The organism is Kitasatospora sp. NPDC050463, from assembly GCF_040655255.1.
In the GTDB taxonomy this organism is placed as follows: Bacteria; Actinomycetota; Actinomycetes; order Streptomycetales; family Streptomycetaceae; genus Kitasatospora.
Genome location: NZ_JBFAJO010000054.1, coordinates 17,202 through 34,219, shown reverse-complemented (window position 1 = coordinate 34,219; position 17,018 = coordinate 17,202). Strand labels below are relative to the sequence as shown.

The 17,018-nt window shown below is 74.2% G+C and carries 13 protein-coding genes; 8 read left to right on the top strand and 5 right to left on the bottom strand.

Annotated features, from left to right (window positions below; translation table 11 throughout):
- Window positions 1-49 precede the first annotated feature (49 nt).
- Window positions 50-1,009: a D-2-hydroxyacid dehydrogenase family protein gene (locus AB0J08_RS28630; RefSeq protein WP_360640486.1), complete on the top strand. Its 960-nt coding sequence runs from the start codon at window positions 50-52 to the stop codon at window positions 1,007-1,009.
- 125 nt (window positions 1,010-1,134) lie between these two features.
- Here AB0J08_RS28630 and AB0J08_RS28625 read toward each other — a convergent pair whose 3' ends face one another.
- Window positions 1,135-2,727: a M4 family metallopeptidase gene (locus tag AB0J08_RS28625; RefSeq protein ID WP_360640483.1), complete on the bottom strand. Its 1,593-nt coding sequence runs from the start codon at window positions 2,725-2,727 to the stop codon at window positions 1,135-1,137.
- Window positions 2,728-2,882: 155 nt separating this feature from the next.
- On the opposite strand from AB0J08_RS28625, the gene AB0J08_RS28620 reads away from it, so the two are divergent.
- Entirely contained in the window at window positions 2,883-3,281 is a 399-nt protein-coding gene (locus AB0J08_RS28620) for a GNAT family N-acetyltransferase (RefSeq protein WP_360640480.1), read from the top strand.
- A 199-nt stretch (window positions 3,282-3,480) separates the two neighbouring features.
- Entirely contained in the window at window positions 3,481-4,809 is a 1,329-nt protein-coding gene (locus AB0J08_RS28615) for a hypothetical protein (protein ID WP_360640477.1), read from the top strand.
- 127 nt (window positions 4,810-4,936) lie between these two features.
- On the opposite strand, the gene AB0J08_RS28610 is transcribed toward AB0J08_RS28615, so the two are convergent.
- Window positions 4,937-7,069 carry an amino acid adenylation domain-containing protein gene (locus AB0J08_RS28610; protein WP_360640474.1) on the bottom strand — a complete coding sequence of 711 codons (2,133 nt, stop codon included), beginning with the start codon at window positions 7,067-7,069 and terminating at the stop codon, window positions 4,937-4,939.
- 277 nt (window positions 7,070-7,346) lie between these two features.
- Here AB0J08_RS28610 and AB0J08_RS28605 point away from each other — a divergent pair, with 277 nt between their 5' ends.
- From AB0J08_RS28605 to efeU, 4 genes are all read left to right on the top strand, one after another.
- Complete coding sequence (locus AB0J08_RS28605) at window positions 7,347-8,171, top strand: ATP-binding cassette domain-containing protein (protein WP_360640471.1); 825 nt, start codon at window positions 7,347-7,349, stop codon at window positions 8,169-8,171.
- 288 nt (window positions 8,172-8,459) lie between these two features.
- On the top strand, window positions 8,460-9,605 hold the full coding sequence (gene efeO / locus AB0J08_RS28600; RefSeq protein WP_360640468.1) for an iron uptake system protein EfeO: 1,146 nt from the start codon (window positions 8,460-8,462) through the stop codon (window positions 9,603-9,605).
- 109 nt (window positions 9,606-9,714) lie between these two features.
- The gene (gene efeB / locus AB0J08_RS28595) at window positions 9,715-11,040 is read left to right on the top strand and encodes an iron uptake transporter deferrochelatase/peroxidase subunit (RefSeq protein WP_360640464.1); all 1,326 of its coding nucleotides are present in this window, start codon (window positions 9,715-9,717) and stop codon (window positions 11,038-11,040) included.
- A gap of 51 nt (window positions 11,041-11,091) precedes the next feature.
- Window positions 11,092-11,943, top strand: a complete 852-nt coding sequence (gene efeU, locus AB0J08_RS28590) for an iron uptake transporter permease EfeU (RefSeq protein WP_360640461.1) — start codon at window positions 11,092-11,094, stop codon at window positions 11,941-11,943.
- A 111-nt stretch (window positions 11,944-12,054) separates the two neighbouring features.
- Here efeU and AB0J08_RS28585 read toward each other — a convergent pair whose 3' ends face one another.
- Window positions 12,055-12,333, bottom strand: coding sequence for a hypothetical protein (locus tag AB0J08_RS28585; RefSeq protein ID WP_360640458.1), 279 nt, complete (start codon window positions 12,331-12,333; stop codon window positions 12,055-12,057).
- 306 nt (window positions 12,334-12,639) lie between these two features.
- Between AB0J08_RS28585 and AB0J08_RS28580 the strand changes: the two genes are divergently transcribed.
- Window positions 12,640-13,287 carry an HNH endonuclease family protein gene (locus AB0J08_RS28580; RefSeq protein WP_360640455.1) on the top strand — a complete coding sequence of 216 codons (648 nt, stop codon included), beginning with the start codon at window positions 12,640-12,642 and terminating at the stop codon, window positions 13,285-13,287.
- 218 nt (window positions 13,288-13,505) lie between these two features.
- On the opposite strand, the gene AB0J08_RS28575 is transcribed toward AB0J08_RS28580, so the two are convergent.
- Window positions 13,506-15,731, bottom strand: coding sequence for a restriction endonuclease (locus AB0J08_RS28575; RefSeq protein ID WP_360640452.1), 2,226 nt, complete (start codon window positions 15,729-15,731; stop codon window positions 13,506-13,508).
- A gap of 142 nt (window positions 15,732-15,873) precedes the next feature.
- Window positions 15,874-16,893, bottom strand: coding sequence for an NAD(P)-dependent alcohol dehydrogenase (locus AB0J08_RS28570; RefSeq protein ID WP_360640449.1), 1,020 nt, complete (start codon window positions 16,891-16,893; stop codon window positions 15,874-15,876).
- Window positions 16,894-17,018: the final 125 nt, after the last annotated feature.

Here is a 17,018-nt window from a genome sequence, read left to right as displayed (position 1 = left end):
CGTTCCGGGGGCCGTCCCGCTCCCCGGGGCGGTCTGCGAGAGTACGGGGATGAAACTTCGCTGCGCCGTACTCGACGACTACCAGGGTGTCGCCACGAGCATCGTCGACTGGTCGCCGGTGACCGACCGGGTGGAACTGACGGCCTTCCCCGCACACTTCGACTCGGCGGACGAACTGGTCGACGCCGTCGCCGGCTTCGACATCATCGTGACCTTGCGCGAGCGGGTGGCCTTCCCGGCCGAACTGTTCGCCCGGTTGCCCCGGTTGCGGCTGCTGGTCGCCTCCGGGATGCGCAACACGGTGATCGACTACGCGGCCGCCCGTGCGCACGGGGTGACGGTCTGCGGTACGGCGAGCTCCGCCACGCCGCCGGTGGAGCTGACCTGGGCGCTGCTGCTCGGTCTCGCCCGGGGCATCGTCACCGAGAACAACGCGCTGCGCACGGGTGGTCCGTGGCAGAGCACCCTCGGCGCCGACCTGGCCGGGCGACGGCTCGGGCTCCTCGGCCTGGGGAAGATCGGCGCCCTGGTGGCCCGGGTGGGCCTCGCGTTCGGCATGGACGTGGTCGCCTGGAGCCCGAACCTGACCGAGGAGCGGGCCGCGGCGGTCGGTGTCCGGCGCGTCGCCTCCAAGGAGGAGCTACTGCGTGAGAGCGACTTCGTCTCCGTGCACCTGGTGCTGGGCGATCGCAGCCGTGGCCTGCTCGGCAAGGCCGAGTTCGCGGTGATGAAGCCGCAGGCGTACCTGGTGAACACCTCGCGGGCGGCGATCGTCGACCAGGAGGCGTTGCTCGCCGCGCTGACCGAGGGCCGGATCGCGGGTGCGGCGGTGGACGTCTTCGACGTCGAACCGCTGCCGGCAGACCACCCGCTGCGCACCGCGCCCCGGCTGCTGGCGACCCCGCACCTCGGCTATGTCTCGGGCGACACCTACCGCACGTACTACGGGCAGGCGGTGGAGGACATCGAGGCGTTCCTGGCGGGCTCCCCGGTCCGCGCCCTGGGCTGATCGGTTCAGCGGCCGATCGGCTCGGGAGGCGGACCGGCAGCCTCGCCGAGCACGTGGAAGCGGCCCGCCGCCCCGGGAGACCGCCCGGAGCGGCGGGCCGCCGCTGTGGTGCCGAGAGCGGGTCGTCAGCCGACCGAGACGGCGCTCCAGGCGGCCGCGACGGCCTTGTACTCGGTGCTGGTGGCGCCGTACAGGTCCTTGGCCGCGTTCAGGGACGCCGTGCGGGCGCCCTTGTAGTCCGTGGTGGAGGTCATGTAGACGGTCAGCGCGCGGTACCAGATCTTGGCGACCGCCTGGTTGCCGATGCCGGTCACCGTGGAGCCGTTGCAGGTGGGGCTGTTGTAGGTGTAACCGTTGATGGTCTTGCTGCCGCTGCCCTCACTGGCCAGGTAGAACCAGTGGTTGCCGACGCCCGAGGAGTTGTGCACGTCGAGCTGGCCGACCTTGCGGCTCCAGCAGTCGGCGGACCGGCCGTCCAGCGAGGGCTTGTCCATCCGGCGCAGCCACGGCGGGGTGGACTGGTCGCTGAAGAGGTAGTCGGGGGTGTCCACCGCGTTGTTGGCGTACCACTCGACCATGGTGCCGAAGATGTCGCTGGTGGCCTCGTTGAGGCCGCCGGACTCGCCGCTGTAGCGGAGGTTGGCGGTGGCGCTGGTGACGCCGTGGGTCATCTCGTGGCCCATGGTGTCGAGGTCGACCTGCTCGGGGTCGGTGGTGCCGTCGCCGTCACCGGTCATCATGCAGAAGCAGCTGTCGGACCACTGGGCGTTGTCCCAGCTGCTGCCGACGTGGACGAAGACGGTGGCGCCCTTGCCGTCGTTCTTGATGCCGTTGCGGCCGAAGGTGTTCTTGTAGTAGTCGTACGTCCAGGCGGTGTTGGCGTGGGCGTCGACGGCCGCGGTGGCGCGGTCGGTGGAGAACTTCCGCCCGTCGCCCCAGACGTTGTCCGTGTCGGTGAAGAGCGTCCCGGAACTCGCGTTGAGCGAGTTCGCCGAGACGTTGTGGGCGTCCTTGGTGACGTGCTTGCGCACCGGGTCTATCAGCGCGTACCCGCCGGACTGCGCGGTGGTGTCGATGGTGATGTCGCCGGTGTACTCGGAGTGGCCGGTGCCGCTGGCCTGGTGCTCGGAGTCGTAGGTCTCGATCTGCTCGCCGGTGGAGGCGTCGGTGACGACGACCTTTCCGGCGGGCTGGCCGTGGTCGCCGATGCCGGCGACGGTGGTCTTCCAGGCGAGCCGGGGCGTGCCGTCGGCGGCCCAGACGACCAGCTCGGGGGAGCTGGTCGCGGCGCCGATGGTCGGCGCGGCCTGCAGGGCGCGGCTCGCGGTGGTCTGCGCCGGGACGCCCGGGACGATGGACTTCACCGCGGCGTCGTGGGCCGCCGCGCGGGAGGAGTCCTTGAGCCGGCCGCGCGCGTCCTGGTGCACCACCAGGTCGCCGCCGATGACGGGCAGACCCTGAAAGGTGCGGTCGAAGCGCACGTGCTGGGTGCCGTCGGCGTCGATGACGACGTCCTTGACCTGAAGGTCCTGACCGTCGCCGAAGCCGAACACCCCCGCGTTGTGGGTGACGTTGGCCCTGGCCAGGGCGATCGCCGCGGCCCGGTCGGCGGGGGCGGCGGATGCCGTGCCGGCCTGGAAGGTGACGGCGACGAGGGCGGCGGTGACCGCGAGGGCTCCGGCCGCGAGGTGGCGGCGCTGAGAGGAGGTGGGGCTCACTCTGACTCCAGTCGGGGTAGCTGCAGGGAAGAGCTGGATCAGAGATTGACGGTGAGCTGCCAAGCTCGGCTAGACATTCGATCAGATCTTGACCAATCTGTGTCCTGTACTGATCAAACCTGATCGGTCGTGAAGGAGTGCTGGAGGGGGCGGCCATGACGATCCGGTACAGCTGGCGCGGGGTCTTCGGCAACGACGAACTCACCGCCCTGCACGCCGAGGGATTCGGCGGGCCCGCCGGGCCGATCGACTGGCGTGCCCGCCTGGAGCGGCACAGCCTCGGCTGGGTCTGCGCCCGCCCGGCCGGCGGCGCCCTGGCCGGCTTCGTCAACGTCGCCTGGGACGGCGGCGCCCACGCCTTCCTGCTGGACGCCGTCGTCGCCCGCGCCACCCGGCACGGCGGCATCGGTGCCGGGCTGGTCGCCACCGCCGCCGAGGCCGCCCGCTCCGCCGGCTGCGAGTGGCTGCACGTGGACTTCGAGGAACACCTGCGCCCCTTCTATCTGGACGCTTGCGGCTTCCGCCGCACCGACGCCGGCCTCCTCCGGCTCTGAGGCTCGCGCTCGCGACGGCTCCCGCGTCCGGCTCGCGTCCAGCGCGCGACGGCTCCCGCGTCCGGCTCGCGTCCTGCCCGCGACCGCGCCCGCGTCCATGCCCGCGACCGCGCCCGCGTCCATGCCCGCGACCCGTCCACCTCCGGCCGCTGCCTCCGACCCCCTGCGGCCGGCCCCCGCCGGGCCGTACGCTCGCGGGATGGACGGATGGCTGGGGGCCTGGACGGGCGGACGGCGGGCGGTGCATCTCGGCAACGTCGCCGACTTCAACGAGCAGTTCTTCGCGCCCGGGGTGGACGCCGCCCAGCGGGCCCGGCGCCTGCGGCAGGCGCACCACTACGCCGGCATGGCGAGCTGCTACAGCCCCGAGCCGGCGCTGGTGGTCCTGCCGGGCGAGGTCGAGCGGGCCTGGATCGACTGGCTCGCCCGGGAGTTGGAGTGGGGGCCGGTAGAGCTGTACAGCGGGGTCGCCCCGCAGGAGACGCTCGCGCGGGCACTCGCCGGACGGCCGGCGCTGGCGGAGCGGATCGCCGCCGGCGGCCTGCCGGTGCTGCCCTGGGGGCGGACGGCCGCCCAGGGGGAGGGGCCCGAGCTGTCGGCCGTGCGGCGCTACGAGTCCAAGGCGGCGGCGCACGGGCTGTTCACCGAACTGGCCCCGGCGCACCCCGGGATCGTCGTTCCCCGCCAGGAGCAGCCGGGCTCCCCGCGCCGCGCCGCCCGCCGGCTCACCGTCCGCGCGAGTCGCGGCCTGACCACGGTGCTGAAGAGCCCGCACGGCGTCGGCGGCTACGGAACGGCCGTCGTGACCCCGCAGGAGCTGTTCGCGGCCGGCGGTGCCCGGGCCCTGCTGCGCCGGCTGGCCCGGGCCGAACTGCTGCCGCCCGGTGGGGACCTCCTGCTGGAGGAGTACGTCGACGGCGGCCGTGCCGACCGTCTGCGCGACCTCACCTTCGACGCGGTGGTCGGCGACGACGGTCGCGTCCACCCGGTCGGCGTCGGTGAGATGGCGGTGGACGGCACCCGCTACCAGGGGGTGACGGTCGGTCCGGGCGTGGTGCCGCCGGGTGCGGCGGCGACCGCCGAACGGTTCGGACTCGCGGTGGGCGAGCGGCTCGCCGCCGAGGGCCACCGCGGTTGGTACGACGTCGACTTCGTCACCGACCGGGAGCGCCGGCTCGCCCCGACCGAGATCAACCTACGGCTCACCGGGCCCGCGATCGCGTTCGTGCTGCGGGCCCGGTTGGACCTGGTCCGTGGCCCCGGTCATCTGGTCCGCACTCTGGACGCGCTGCCGCTCGGCGCCCGGATCTCCCAGGAGGCGCTCCACGACCACCTGGACCGGCTGCGCCCGCACTGCGCCCGCCTCGGCGCCACCGTCCTGCCGCTGGTGCCGACGGCGGGCTACGAGCCGGAGCCCGCCGTCGGTCTGGCGCTCGCCGCACGCGGGGTCGAGGCGCTGGACGCGGCGCAGGCGCTGATCGGTGCGGGAAACCACGCGCTGGGCCGGATGTTCGAGGCCCTGCGCTGAGCGGCCCTGTGCTGAGCGGCCCTGTGCTGAGCGGCCCTGTGCTGAGCGGCCCCGCGCTGAGCGGCCCCGCGCCGCACATACCGAGAGCTCCCCGGGAGCCCTGGGAGCCCGGGGAGCCGAGGGTGCCTCACTTCCGCTCGGACGGCGGCCGCCAGGCGAGGAAGCGGGCCACGATCAGGGCCGCGGCCATCAGCGCGATGTTGAAGACGTAGACCAGCACCGCCTGCCGCGGCCAGTCCGTGGGCGAGCTGGTCCGGTACAGGTTGTCCTGCGGCCACCAGGAGGCCAGCAGCCAGAACACCGACAGGTGGGCGGCGATCGAGAGCCCGGGCGGCCGGCCGTACCTGGCGATCACCGCCGGTCCGGCCACCAGGAAGGCCGCGCCCAGGCCGAACGAGACCCACTCGGCGAGGTACAGGATGCGGAACCAGCCGCTGTACGTGTCGGGCACCGCGGAGAGGTCGGTGGAGCCCGGCCAGAAGGAGTCGGTGAGCAGCCAGGCCGCGAGGGCGAAGGGCAGGGCGAGGAAGGCCCAGCCGCATCCGGTGAGACCGGTCTCCCTGGCCTCGCCCGCCCGGCCGCCCCCGGCCTTGCCGCCCCCGCCCTTGTGACCGCGCGAGCCGCCCGAGCCGCCCTTCCCGGTTCGGGGACCGGTGGAGTCGCGCGGCGCCGGCAGCGGCAGGGAGCCGCGGTCGAGCTTGCCGGCCCTGGTCCGGGGGAGCGCGGGCAGCGGCACCACCGCGGTGGGCAGTTCGCCGGCGGGCAGGCGCTTCGTCAGATGGGCGGAGAGCGACCACGCGTCGGCCCCGTCGGCCTCCGGGCCGGTGACCGCGTACCCGACCAGGGCGCGCCGCCCCGGCTCCGGCTCCACCTCGGCGACGGCGGCCTCCCGGACCGCCGGGTGCGAGCGCAGCACGCCCTCGGCGGCCGCGGCCGCGGTGACCCGCTTGACCACGTCGGTGGCCCGGACGGAGTCGACCGGCCCGACCACGGCCTCGGCGCGGGCGGTGAACTCCAGCACGCCGTCCTCGCGGACCCGCCCGAGGTCGCCGGTCAGCAGGACCCGGCCGTCCGGGTCGAAGGCCGCGGGGCGGAACCGGCGGGCCGTCTCGTCGGGCCGGTTCAGATAGCCCCGGCCCAGGCCCGCACCGGCCACGGCGATCTCCCCGACCGCCCCGCCCGGGGCGGGCCCGCCGTCCGGGCCGAGCACATGGACCCGGGCGCCGGGGAACGGCTCGCCGACCAGCGAGACCCGCTCACTGCCCTCTCCGCCCGTCGCGCCGGCCGCGTCGAAGTACGTACTGTCCACGGACGCCTCGGCGAGGCCGTACACGTTCAGTACCCGGACGTCCGGGCCGAGCAGTCGCTGCAGGCCCAACTGCTCGTCCAGGTACCACTTCTCGGCGCCGACGGTGAGCAGCCGCACCCCGGGCAGCGCGCCGCCGGACGCGGTGAGGTGCGCCCGGAGCCGCCGCGCGGTGCGGACGTTCAGCTCCAGCACGGTGATGCCCTCGGCCGCCACCAGGGCGGGCAGGTCGGCGATGTCGGCGCTGCGGTCCAGGGTGAGGTTGCGCGGCGCGACCACCAGGGTGGCGCCGGTGCACAGTGCGCGCACCCAGTCCGCGGTGAAGACGTCGAACTCCAGGCTCGCCGTCTGCAGGATCCGGTCGTCGGCGCGGAGCCCGTACACCGCGCGCCAGCCCCGGTGGGCGGCTAGCAGGTTGCGGTGCTCGATCAGCGCGCCCCGGGGCAGGCCGGTCGAGCCGGAGGTGAAGAAGACGCAGGCCAGGTCGTCCGGTCCGGTGGCCACCGTCGGCGGACCGGCGGGCTGTGCCGCGACCGCCCCGGCCGCCGAGTCGACGCAGACCACGGCACGCCCGCCGGCGTCCGACAGTCGCACCCGGTGGCTCTCCTCGGTCACCACCACGGCCGGATCGGCCTCCGTGAGCACATGCCGCAGCAGCGGGTCGGGTGCCCCCGGCTCCAGCGGTACGTACGCGCCGCCGGCCTTCAGCACCGCGAGCAGGGCGACGAACACCTCCGTGCCCCGGCCCAGTGCGACCGCCGCCCGGCTGCCCGGCTCCAGCCCGACCGCCACCAGGTGGCGGGCCAGCCGGTCCGCCCGCGCGTCCAGCTCCCCGTAGGTCAGCTCCCCGGCGCCGCAGCGGACGGCGACCGCCTCCGGCGCCCGCCGTGCCTGCTCCTCGAACCGCCCGTGCAGCGTCCCGGCGCGCCCCACCGGCTCCGCGTCCCACCCCATCCGTCCAGCCCCCTTCACATCGTGCTTCGCTCCGATCCTCCCGCCAACTGCCGTCCGAGAACAGGGGCGTGCAGACCGGCCGGCCGGCCCGCGCCCCGTCCCCGCCCCCGCGCGCCCCGGGCCAGGGGCGCGCCGGGCCCCGTCCACACCTCGGACGCTCCCGGCCGCCGTCCGTTCGACGGTTGTACTCTGCACGCGGACGGCCGGTGCCTGCCCACCCGGTGCGGTGCCGAGCCCGCACCCTGTCCGGCGCCAACCCCACGGAGGCCCGCCCGCCATGAGCACGTCCGATCCGCTGCCCGCCGGCCCGCTGCTGCGCACCCGGGACGTCGACGTCGTCCGGGACGGCCGCCACCTGCTGCGCGGGATCGACCTCACCATCGAGCCCGGCGAGCACTGGGCGCTGCTCGGTGCGAACGGCGCCGGCAAGTCGACCCTGCTGGCGCTGCTCGGCGCGGTCTCCCACCCCACCCGGGGCGAGGTGGACGTCCTGGGCCGACGGCTCGGCCGGGTCGACATCCGCGAGCTGCGCGCCCACCTCGGCCACGTCAACCCGCGCCACCCGCTGCGCTCGCCGCTCACCGTGCGCGAGGTGGTGCTCACCGGTCTCACCAACACCATCGAACCGGACCTGCACCGCAAGCCCTCCCCCGAGGAGCTCGACCGCGGCGAGCGGCTGATCGAGACGCTCGGTATGACGGCGCTGGCGGAGTCGCCCTGGCCCACGCTCTCCCAGGGGGAGCGGGGCCGGGCGCTGATCGCCCGCGCCCTGATGCCCAGCCCGCGGCTGCTGCTGCTCGACGAGCCCGCCACCGGGCTCGATCTGACCGCCCGCGAGCTGCTGCTGGACAGCCTGGACCTGCTGCGCCATCAGCACCCGGAGCTGGCCAGCGTGCTGGTCACGCACCATCTGGAGGAGCTGCCGGAGAGCACGACGCACGCACTGCTGTTGCGCGACGGCGAGTGCGTCGCGGCCGGTCCGGTGGACGAGGTGATGACCACCGAGCTGGTCAGTGCCTGTTTCGGTCACCCGATCCGGATCAGCCGGCACGAGGGCCGCTGGAGCGCCCGCGCGGCCGCCCGCCGGACGCCCGGCCGCTGAGGGCGGCCGCGGTGGCGGGTCGCGGAAGGCGGGCCGGCGGGATGCGCCCGGGCGGCGTCCCTCGGGCCCGGCCGGTGGTGGCCGGAATTAGTCGGTGGGCTGACGGCACGCCGCCCGCCCGGCCCGTCCCCACCTGCGTGGATCGAAGGCGGGCCCCGGTGTAGACGGCGAAATCAGATGTCCCTAAGGTATGCCTTAGCTAAGTGGGTGGGGGGCACCGGTGGCCCCGGTTCCCGTACCCACTCTCAGTCATGCCCTGAACCGTCTGCCTTCCCCGCTGGAGCCCTCATGTCCGCCCGTCGTTCCACCGCAGCCGCGCTGCTCACCCTTGCTGTGACGACCGCCGCGCTGGCCGGTTGCTCGCAGAAGAAGGACGACAAGGCCTCCGCCGACGCCGTGAAGGTGAACGCCACCGACACGGCCTGTGAGGTCTCCAAGACGAGTTTCCCGGCCGGCCACGTCGTGATCGACATAGCGAACAAGGGGTCGAAGACCACCGAGGTCTACGTCTACGGCGACGGCGACAAGATCATCACCGAGCGCGAGAACATCGGCCCCGGTACCAAGGCCAGCATCAACGCCGAGATCAAGGCCGGGTCGTACGAGATCGCCTGCAAGCCGGGCATGGTCGGCGACGGCATCCGGCAGAAGATCACGGTCACCGGTGGCGCCGGTGCCTCCGCCGCCCCGTCCGACCCCCGGCTGACCGCCGCGGTCGACGCCTACCGCGTCTACGCGCAGGAGCAGGCCGACGCCACCATCCCGGCCGTCGAGGCGTTCGCCGCCGCGATCAAGGGCGGGGACCTGGAGAAGGCGAAGTCGCTGTTCGCGCCGTCGCGCACCGGTTGGGAGCGCACCGAGCCGGTCGCGGAGAGCTTCGGTGACGTCGACCCGAAGACCGACACCCGCGAGGACGGTCTGGAGGCCGGCCAGGACTGGACCGGCTGGCACAAGCTGGAGAAGTCCCTCTGGGCCGACGCCACGATCGGTGACGACGAGAAGAAGCTTGCCGACCAGCTGGTGGCGGACCTGAAGGACTGGCAGAAGAAGATCCCCGAGGCGGAGATCACCGCGACCAGCATGGCCAACGGCGCCAAGGAGCTGCTGGACGAGGTCGCCACCGGCAAGATCACCGGTGAGGAGGACCGCTACAGCCACACCGACCTGGCGGACTTCGCCGCCAACGTCGAGGGTGCGAAGAAGGCCTACGAGCTGCTCAAGCCGGTCGCCGCGGAGAAGGACGCCGAGCTGGCCAAGACCCTGGACTCGGAGTTCGCCGCGATCCAGACGCTGCTGGCCAAGTACAAGCAGGCCGACGGCGGCTACACCTCCTACGACAAGGTCACCGAGGCCGAGCGCAAGACCTTCTCCGACGCGGTGAACTCGCTGGGCGAGCCGCTGTCGAAGCTGGCCGCCGCCGTGGTCGTCAAGTAACACCCGCCCGGAAGGCGCCCGGTCCCGCCGGTCGCCAGCCCACCGCCGTGGCGGCCCCAGCGGCCGCCACGGCATCCGTGAGTCAGTACAGAGAAGGGTCCGCCTGTCGATGGACGCCGAGAACCAGCAGCAGAACGGGACGCCGGCCGGCACCGACGTCGAGGCCGCCACGAGTGAGCGCGACGGTGCGGGCCGCAGCCCGGTGAGTCGTCGTGCGGTGATCGGTTGGGCGGGTGCGGGTGTCGCGCTCGGTGCGGCGGCGGTGGGTTCGGTCGCCGCCGCGACCCGGCAGGACGAGGACACCCCCGCGGCGCCGGCCACCGCCGCGGACGTCCCCTTCTACGGTGAGCACCAGGCGGGGATCGCCACGCCGGTCCAGGACCGCCTGCACTTCGCCGCGTTCGACGTGTCGGCGAGCGCGACCCGTGAGTCGCTGGTGAAGATGCTGAAGGAGTGGACGAAGGCGGCGGCCGCGATGACCGGCGGCCGTGAGGTCGGTACGGGCGCGGCGACCGGTCTGCCGGAGGCGCCGCCGGACGACACGGGTGAGGCCCTGGGCCTGCCCGCCTCCCGGCTCACCCTCACGATCGGTTTCGGCCCGGGGCTGTTCGAGAAGGACGGCGTGGACCGTTTCGGCCTGAAGGCGAGGCGCCCGGAGGCGCTGATCGACCTGCCGAACTTCAAGGGCGACAAGCTCGACCCGCAGCGCTCCGGCGGCGACCTGTGCGTCCAGGCCTGCGCGGACGACCCGCAGGTCGCCGTGCACGCGATCCGCAACCTGGCCCGGATCGGCATGGGCACGGTCAACATCCGCTGGTCGCAGCTGGGTTTCGGCAAGACCTCCTCCACCACCCCGGACGCGCAGACGCCGCGCAACATGATGGGCTTCAAGGACGGCACCCACAACATCGCCGGCAGCGACACGGCGAAGCTGGCCGAGCACGTCTGGGTGGGCCCGGGGGAGGGCCCGGAGTGGATGACCGGCGGCTCCTACCTGGTCGCCCGGCGGATCCGGATGCACATCGAGACCTGGGACCGCACCTCGCTCAAGGAGCAGGAGGACGTCTTCGGCCGCACCAAGGGCGAGGGCGCCCCGTACGGCAGGCCCAAGGAGCACGACGCCCCGGACCTGAAGGCGATGCCCGAGGACTCCCACGTGCGCCTGGCCCACCCGGACACCAACAACGGCCTGATGATCCTGCGCCGCGGCTTCTCCTTCACCGACGGCACCGACGGCCTCGGCCGCCTGGACGCCGGCCTGTTCTTCCTCGCCTACCAGCGCGACAGCCGCAAGGCGTTCGTCCCGCTCCAGCAGCGGCTGGCCTCCAGCGACAAGCTCAACGAGTACATCCAGCACGTCGGTTCCGCCCACTTCGCCTGCCCGGCGGGCGTGCGCAAGCCCGGCGAGTGGTGGGGCCAGGCGCTCTTCGGCTGACCTGGCGCGCCCTTCCCCACGTACCACCACCACACCCCTCCAGGAGCCAGCGTGTTCGGCAACTACCTGATCGGCCTGCGCGAGGGCCTCGAAGCCAGCCTCGTCGTCTGCATCCTGATCGCCTATCTGGTCAAGACCGACCGCCGGGACAAGCTCCCGCCGGTCTGGTCGGGGGTGGCGGCCGCGGTGGTCCTCAGCATGGCCTTCGGCGCGGTCCTGCAGTTCGGCTCCTCGCAGCTGACCTTCGAGGCCCAGGAGGCCCTCGGCGGCACGCTGTCGATCGTCTCCGTCGCCCTGGTCACCTGGATGGTGTTCTGGATGCGCCGCACCGCCCGCCACCTGAAGGCCGAACTGCACGGCAAGCTGGACGCGGCCGTGGCGATGGGCGCCCTCGCGCTGGTGACCACGTCGTTCCTGGCGGTGGGCCGGGAGGGGCTGGAGACGGCGTTGTTCATCTGGTCGGCGGTGCAGGCCACCGACGACGGCTACAACCCGGTCATCGGAGCGGCGCTGGGCCTGCTCACCTCGGTGGTGCTGGGCTGGCTGTTCTACCGGGGCGCGCTCAAGATCAACCTGGCCAGGTTCTTCACCTGGACCGGCGCGATGCTGGTCGTCGTCGCGGCCGGCGTGCTCGCCTACGGCGTGCACGACCTCCAGGAGGCCGGCTGGCTCGGCGGTCTGCACGACCTGGCCTTCGACATCAGCAGCACCATCCCGAAGGACAGCTGGTACGGCACCCTGCTGAAGGGCGTGTTCAACTTCCAGCCCGACCCGACGGTCCTGCAGGTGGTCGTCTGGGCGCTGTACCTCGTCCCGACGCTGGCGGTGTTCTTCGGGCTCTTCGGCGCCAGGCCCCCCAAGCCCGTCGCCTCGAAGACCGGCTCCGCGAAGCCCGCCGCCTGACCACGGCCCCACCGCGGCACCCCGACCGCCCCGCCCGGCACCCGCCGGACGGGGCGGTTCGGCGTTTCGGGGCTCCGCACCGCCGGAAGCCCCGGGCTCAGGCGCCCGGCGCTACCGGAGAGGTCCGTAGGTGAACAGGAAGACGACGAGGACGGCGAGACCGATCGCCGTCATGACCCAGCGCGCCACCGGGAACTCCTGGCGGAGGTACTCCGCTTCGTGCTCCTGCCCGAGGTGCCGCTCGGCCTTGCCCCGCGCGCCCACCACCGACCACTTGCTGTAGCCGCAGGTGTCGCAGACGACCCGGACGGAGTCGGCCCGGCGGGAGACGATCCGTACGACGTGCTGGTGCCCGTCCGGATCCTCGCCCGTCACTCTGCTGTGCTCCATGGCCCGCCCCCTCCGGCGTTCGCGCCTCGTACCGGACCATCGTGCCACGCAGCGCCCCGACCCCCGCGCCCGCACTCCCTGCGCCCGCACTCCCCGCGCGGGCCGCACCCCGGTACACAGGCCGTGCGGCACCCTCCGGCGCCGTGCGGGCCCGTGCGGCGCCCGGCCGCGAGCTGACCGCCGGTCAAAAAAGTTCACCTCCGGGGTCTACCCGCGTAAACCCCTGTCGCGCCATGCTGGTTGCCAGCCCGGGCCGCTCCGCCCGGGGGCTTCCGCCTGCCCTCACACCGATTCTGGAGTCCCCGTATGCCTGCGATACGCACGCTGCACCGCTCCCTGCCGGCCGCCCTCGGCGCCCTGCTGCTCGCCCTCACCGCCCTGCTGGCCGGCGCCGGTAGCGCTCAGGCCGCCCTGCCCACCCCGGTCTCGGCCGCGACGGCCCGCTCCTACCTGGCCTCCCTCCCGGCGACCGCGGAGTCCCACGACGACACCTACGACCGGACGCTGTTCCCGCACTGGATCACCATCGCCGGCACCTGCAACACCCGTGAGACGGTCCTCAAGCGCGACGGCAGCGGCGTGGTCACCGACTCCGCCTGCGCCTCCGTCAGCGGCAACTGGACCTCGGTCTACGACAACGTGACGACCACCAGCGCCTCCACCTTCGACATCGACCACCTGGTGCCGCTGGCCGAGGCCTGGCGTTCCGGCGCCTGGGCGTGGACCACGGACCAGCGCAAGGCCTTCGCCAACGACCTGACCCGCCCGCAGCTGATCGCCGTCTCCGCGAGCTCCAACCGCTCCAAGGGCGACCAGGACCCGGCCCACTGGCTGCCGCAGACCTCCTACCGCTGCACCTACGCCCGCGCCTGGGTGCAGGTGAAGTACTTCTACGGCCTGACCGTGGACAGCGCGGAGAAGAGCGCGCTCACCTCGATCCTCAACGGTTGCTGAGGAATCGTTCCTGCCGGTAGGCGCCGCCCGCCGGGAACGTTCCCGGCGGGCGGCGCCTACCCGGTCCGTGGAGCGGGGCGGGCGGCCACCGGCTCTTGACGCGGGTCTCCCCGTCCCCGTGGACCCCCCGCCGTCCCGACGATCCGGCGAGGGGTGCTCCCCTCCTCGGGTAGGACGTGGGCCCTGAGGTCCCGCCCTCGGGGCGGACACCCGGCGGGCTACTCGACGGCGACGCCCCAGCGCTGTGCGAGCCCGGCCAGCCCGCCCGCCACCGCCGCCCCGGCCGGGGTGAACCGCCATCCGCCGCCGGTGCGGCGGAACGAGCCGACCACCAGCGCGGTGTCCGGCACCCCGGCGGTGACGGCCGCCCAGTGCTGCGGCCCGGCGGCGTCCGGGCCGAACGTGGCGGTCAGGGCCAGCCCGTGCACGTAGCCGAGCGGCAGCGCGGGGGGCTCCTCCTCCTCGGTGGAGACCGCGACCGCCACCTCGTCCACGTGCGCCGCCACCCGGCCGAGGTGCAGGCTGAGTTCGGCCTCCCGGACGGGCTCGCCCGGCTTGGAGCGGGTGGGGTGCAGGCGGACCGCGCCGTCCGGGTCCTGCGGGTTGTTGAAGAAGACGAAGTGCTCGTCGCTGACCACCCGTCCGGCGGCGCAGAGGAAGGCGGAGACGTCGAGCTCCACCGCGTCCCCGCCGGCCGTGCGGCTCTGCCAGGAGAGCCGCACCGTGGTCGGGCGGTCGTCGCCCGCCGCGCCGCCGGCGTCGGCGGCGGGCCCGGGCCCGGTGGCGCGCTCGGGCCCGCCCCGGTCGCCGCCGTTCGCGCCACCACCGCCGTCGGCGCGGGCCGCCGCACCGGCCGGACCGCCGCCACCGCCGCCGAGCCGGCCGCGCAGCCCCTGTTCGGCCAGCAGCTCGACCAGCTCCGGCCCGCTCACCAGGCTCAGCGGCTTGTTGCGGATGTACTCGTAGGAGCCGGGCCCGAAGCCGGCCGTGGTCACCAGGATGCCCTTGATCGCGCCGTGGTGGCGCACGGTCGAGTCGAGGTCCCGGACGGCGGTGGGGGAGACCGTCGAGCGGTAGCGCTTGGCCTGGATGACGATCCGTCCACCGGTCACCGGGTCGAGGTCCTCGGCCACCACGTCCACCCCGGCGTCCCCGCTGCGCGCGGTGGTCATCACCCGGAAGCCGCGCAGCCGGAACAGTTCGGCGATCAGTTCCTCGAACTCGATCGGGTCCATCTCGAAGAGGTCCGGCTCGTCCTCGCCGCCCTGTCCGGCGAGGCTGCCGCCGACCGTCTCGGGCAGCCGGTCCGGCCGTACCTCGTCCAGTCGCTCCGGCCGGGCGGACAGGACGCCCCCGAGCCCCTGGAAGCACTCCACGGCCGCCACCCGGTCCAGCGCCAGACCGGCGAACTCGGACCGGTCCACGGTGACCGTGGACAGGAAGCGCTCGGCCTCCCGGCCGGTCGCCGGGTCGATGCCGCGCACGAAGCCGTTGAGCACCACCGACGCCAGCTGGCCGTCCGCGTCCGCGCGGAAGAGTTCGGCGACCACCCGCAGCGCGCTCTGCGCCAGGACCTCGCGGTAGAGCGCCTTGCGCTCGGTGGCCGGGCGGGCCACCTCGGCCTCCCGGTCGTCCGTCTTCACGTACCGCACCCGGGCGGCGGCCGGGACGACGTCCGCGCCGGGCAGCTCCCAGTTGACGACCAGTTGGCGGGTCGAGGCCTCCCAGGCCGCGACCAGCCGGTGCGGGAACCCCTCCGGCCAGCCCGCCGAGGCGTACAGCACCGCGGTGAAGTACTCCTGCACCGCCGCCGCCTCGCCGGAGCGCAGCCGGCGCAGCAACTCCTGCGTGCGGGAGGCTCGTTCCTCGTCCTGGCGGCGGTGCTGGGCCACCCAGTCCAGGTACTGCCGGTGGTACTCGGCCAGTCGGCGCTGCCGGTCCGCCTCGGCCGCCTGCGCCGCGTACCAGTCCTGCTCGAACCGGGCCCGGGCCTGCGCCACGTACTGTTCGTACTGCCGCCGGACCGCCGGGTTGCGGGCCTGGGCGGCGTCCGGCGGCGGCACCGAGTAGTGCGCCTGGTCGGGCATCGGCACCGGTTCGCCGAGCCGGCCCGGCTCGAACGGCGGCAGCGTCCGGGGCGCCAGCAGGGCCTGCGGACTGAACGCCGCCCGGCCCAGCCCGGCTGCCAGCAGGCCCCTCAACTCATCGACCCGGCCGTCCAGTTCGGCCGTCTGCCGGGCCGCCTCCGCCTCCCGCGACTGCTGGTACGCGCGCAGCGCCTCACGCTCGCCCCGGGCGGCCGCCCGCTGGGCCTCGCGTTCCTCGCGTTCGCGCCGGCGCTGCTCGGTCGCCTGGGCGCGCCACCGCGCCTCCTCCCGGCGCTGCTCCTGTCGCTGCGTCTCCGCCCAGACCGCCAGCACACCGTTGTTCCGCCGCCCCGCCACCGTCCACCCCTTCGCCTCGCGCCCGGCCGCGCCCGCGCGCCGCCTCCCGGCCGCGCCGCCGCCGCGCCCGCCACAATAGAACGTGGACGGGTGAACCGGCCAAGCGCCCATGACCTGCGAAGGCGTCCGGAGCGACCCGGCGTCACCCGGCCACCCGGATCACGACCTTCCCGACGGTCTCCCGGGCGAGGAAGTGCCGGTAGGCGTCCGGCACCTCGTCGAAGCCGAACTCCCGCCCGATCGCCGGACGCAGCCCGTGCTGTCCGACCGCACGGAGCATCGCCTCCAGGTCGGTGCGACTGCCGACGAACTCCCGGCGGATCGTCGCCAGCGACCCCGCGTACGCCTCGTCGGTGATCCGCAGCGCGGCCGGCTCGTCGGAGACGACCCAGAGCAGCACGATCTGCCCGTACAGCGCGGCGGCGCGCACCGACTGGTCGATGGTGGCCGGGCCGTGGGTCTCGACCACCAGGTCGGCGCCGGCGCCGCCGGTCAGCCGCCGGACCTCCGCGGACCACTCCGGGGTGCGACGGCGGTCCAGGACGTGGTCCGCGCCGAGGGCGGCGAGCCGCTCGGCACCCGCGGCGCTCCCGCTGACCGCGAGCACCCGGCAGCCGTGCGCCTTGGCGAACTGCACGGCGCACAGCGAGACGTCCCCGCCGCCCAGGGTGAGCACGGTCGCGCCGGGGAGCAGCGGGCCGCCGCCGGTCAGGGCGCGCCAGGCGGCCACCCCGGCGCAGCTCAGCGCGGCGGCCTCGGCCCAGGCGAGGTGCGCGGGTACGGCGGCGAGCGCCTGCTCGTCCAGCACGGCGTACTCGGTGAGCAGGCCGTCGACGGTGCAGCCGAGCTGGTCGGCGAGGTCGGGCCGGAGCCGGCCGTCCGTCCAGCGCGGGAAGTAGCTGCCGGTCACCCGGTCGCCCACGCGGAACCTGGTCACCTCCGCTCCGACGGCGACCACCTCGCCCGCTCCGTCGCTGAGGGCGATCACCCCGGGCCGGGCGGGCAGCGGGTAGCGGCCGGAGAGGATCAGGGCGTCGCGGCGGTTGAGCGCGGCGGCGTGCACCCTCACCAGCACGCCGGTGGGCCCCGGGTCGGCCGGCTCGCCGTGGTGCAGGACCAGGCCGTCGGGCCGGCCGGGTTCGTCGAGACGGTACGCGCGCATGCTGGTCCTCTTCCGTCGGGCTCGGCCGGGGCTCCCCGGCCCCGGCCGATCCTGGCCGTTACCGTGCGCCGCGCCAATTCCCGGCGGGGAATGACGAGATGGACCGGCCGCGCCGATCCGCCGGG

What these genes read in the sequence shown, in the direction of transcription:
- AB0J08_RS28585 (WP_360640458.1), bottom strand. Translation starts at nt 12,333, where the DNA reads ATGGAGCACAGCAGAGTGACGGGCGAGGATCCGGACGGGCACCAGCAC.
- AB0J08_RS28630 (WP_360640486.1), top strand. Translation starts at nt 50, where the DNA reads ATGAAACTTCGCTGCGCCGTACTCGACGACTACCAGGGTGTCGCCACG.
- efeB (WP_360640464.1), top strand. Translation starts at nt 9,715, where the DNA reads ATGGACGCCGAGAACCAGCAGCAGAACGGGACGCCGGCCGGCACCGAC.
- AB0J08_RS28580 (WP_360640455.1), top strand. Translation starts at nt 12,640, where the DNA reads ATGCCTGCGATACGCACGCTGCACCGCTCCCTGCCGGCCGCCCTCGGC.
- AB0J08_RS28620 (WP_360640480.1), top strand. Translation starts at nt 2,883, where the DNA reads ATGACGATCCGGTACAGCTGGCGCGGGGTCTTCGGCAACGACGAACTC.
- AB0J08_RS28615 (WP_360640477.1), top strand. Translation starts at nt 3,481, where the DNA reads ATGGACGGATGGCTGGGGGCCTGGACGGGCGGACGGCGGGCGGTGCAT.
- AB0J08_RS28610 (WP_360640474.1), bottom strand. Translation starts at nt 7,069, where the DNA reads ATGGGGTGGGACGCGGAGCCGGTGGGGCGCGCCGGGACGCTGCACGGG.
- efeO (WP_360640468.1), top strand. Translation starts at nt 8,460, where the DNA reads ATGTCCGCCCGTCGTTCCACCGCAGCCGCGCTGCTCACCCTTGCTGTG.
- AB0J08_RS28605 (WP_360640471.1), top strand. Translation starts at nt 7,347, where the DNA reads ATGAGCACGTCCGATCCGCTGCCCGCCGGCCCGCTGCTGCGCACCCGG.
- AB0J08_RS28570 (WP_360640449.1), bottom strand. Translation starts at nt 16,893, where the DNA reads ATGCGCGCGTACCGTCTCGACGAACCCGGCCGGCCCGACGGCCTGGTC.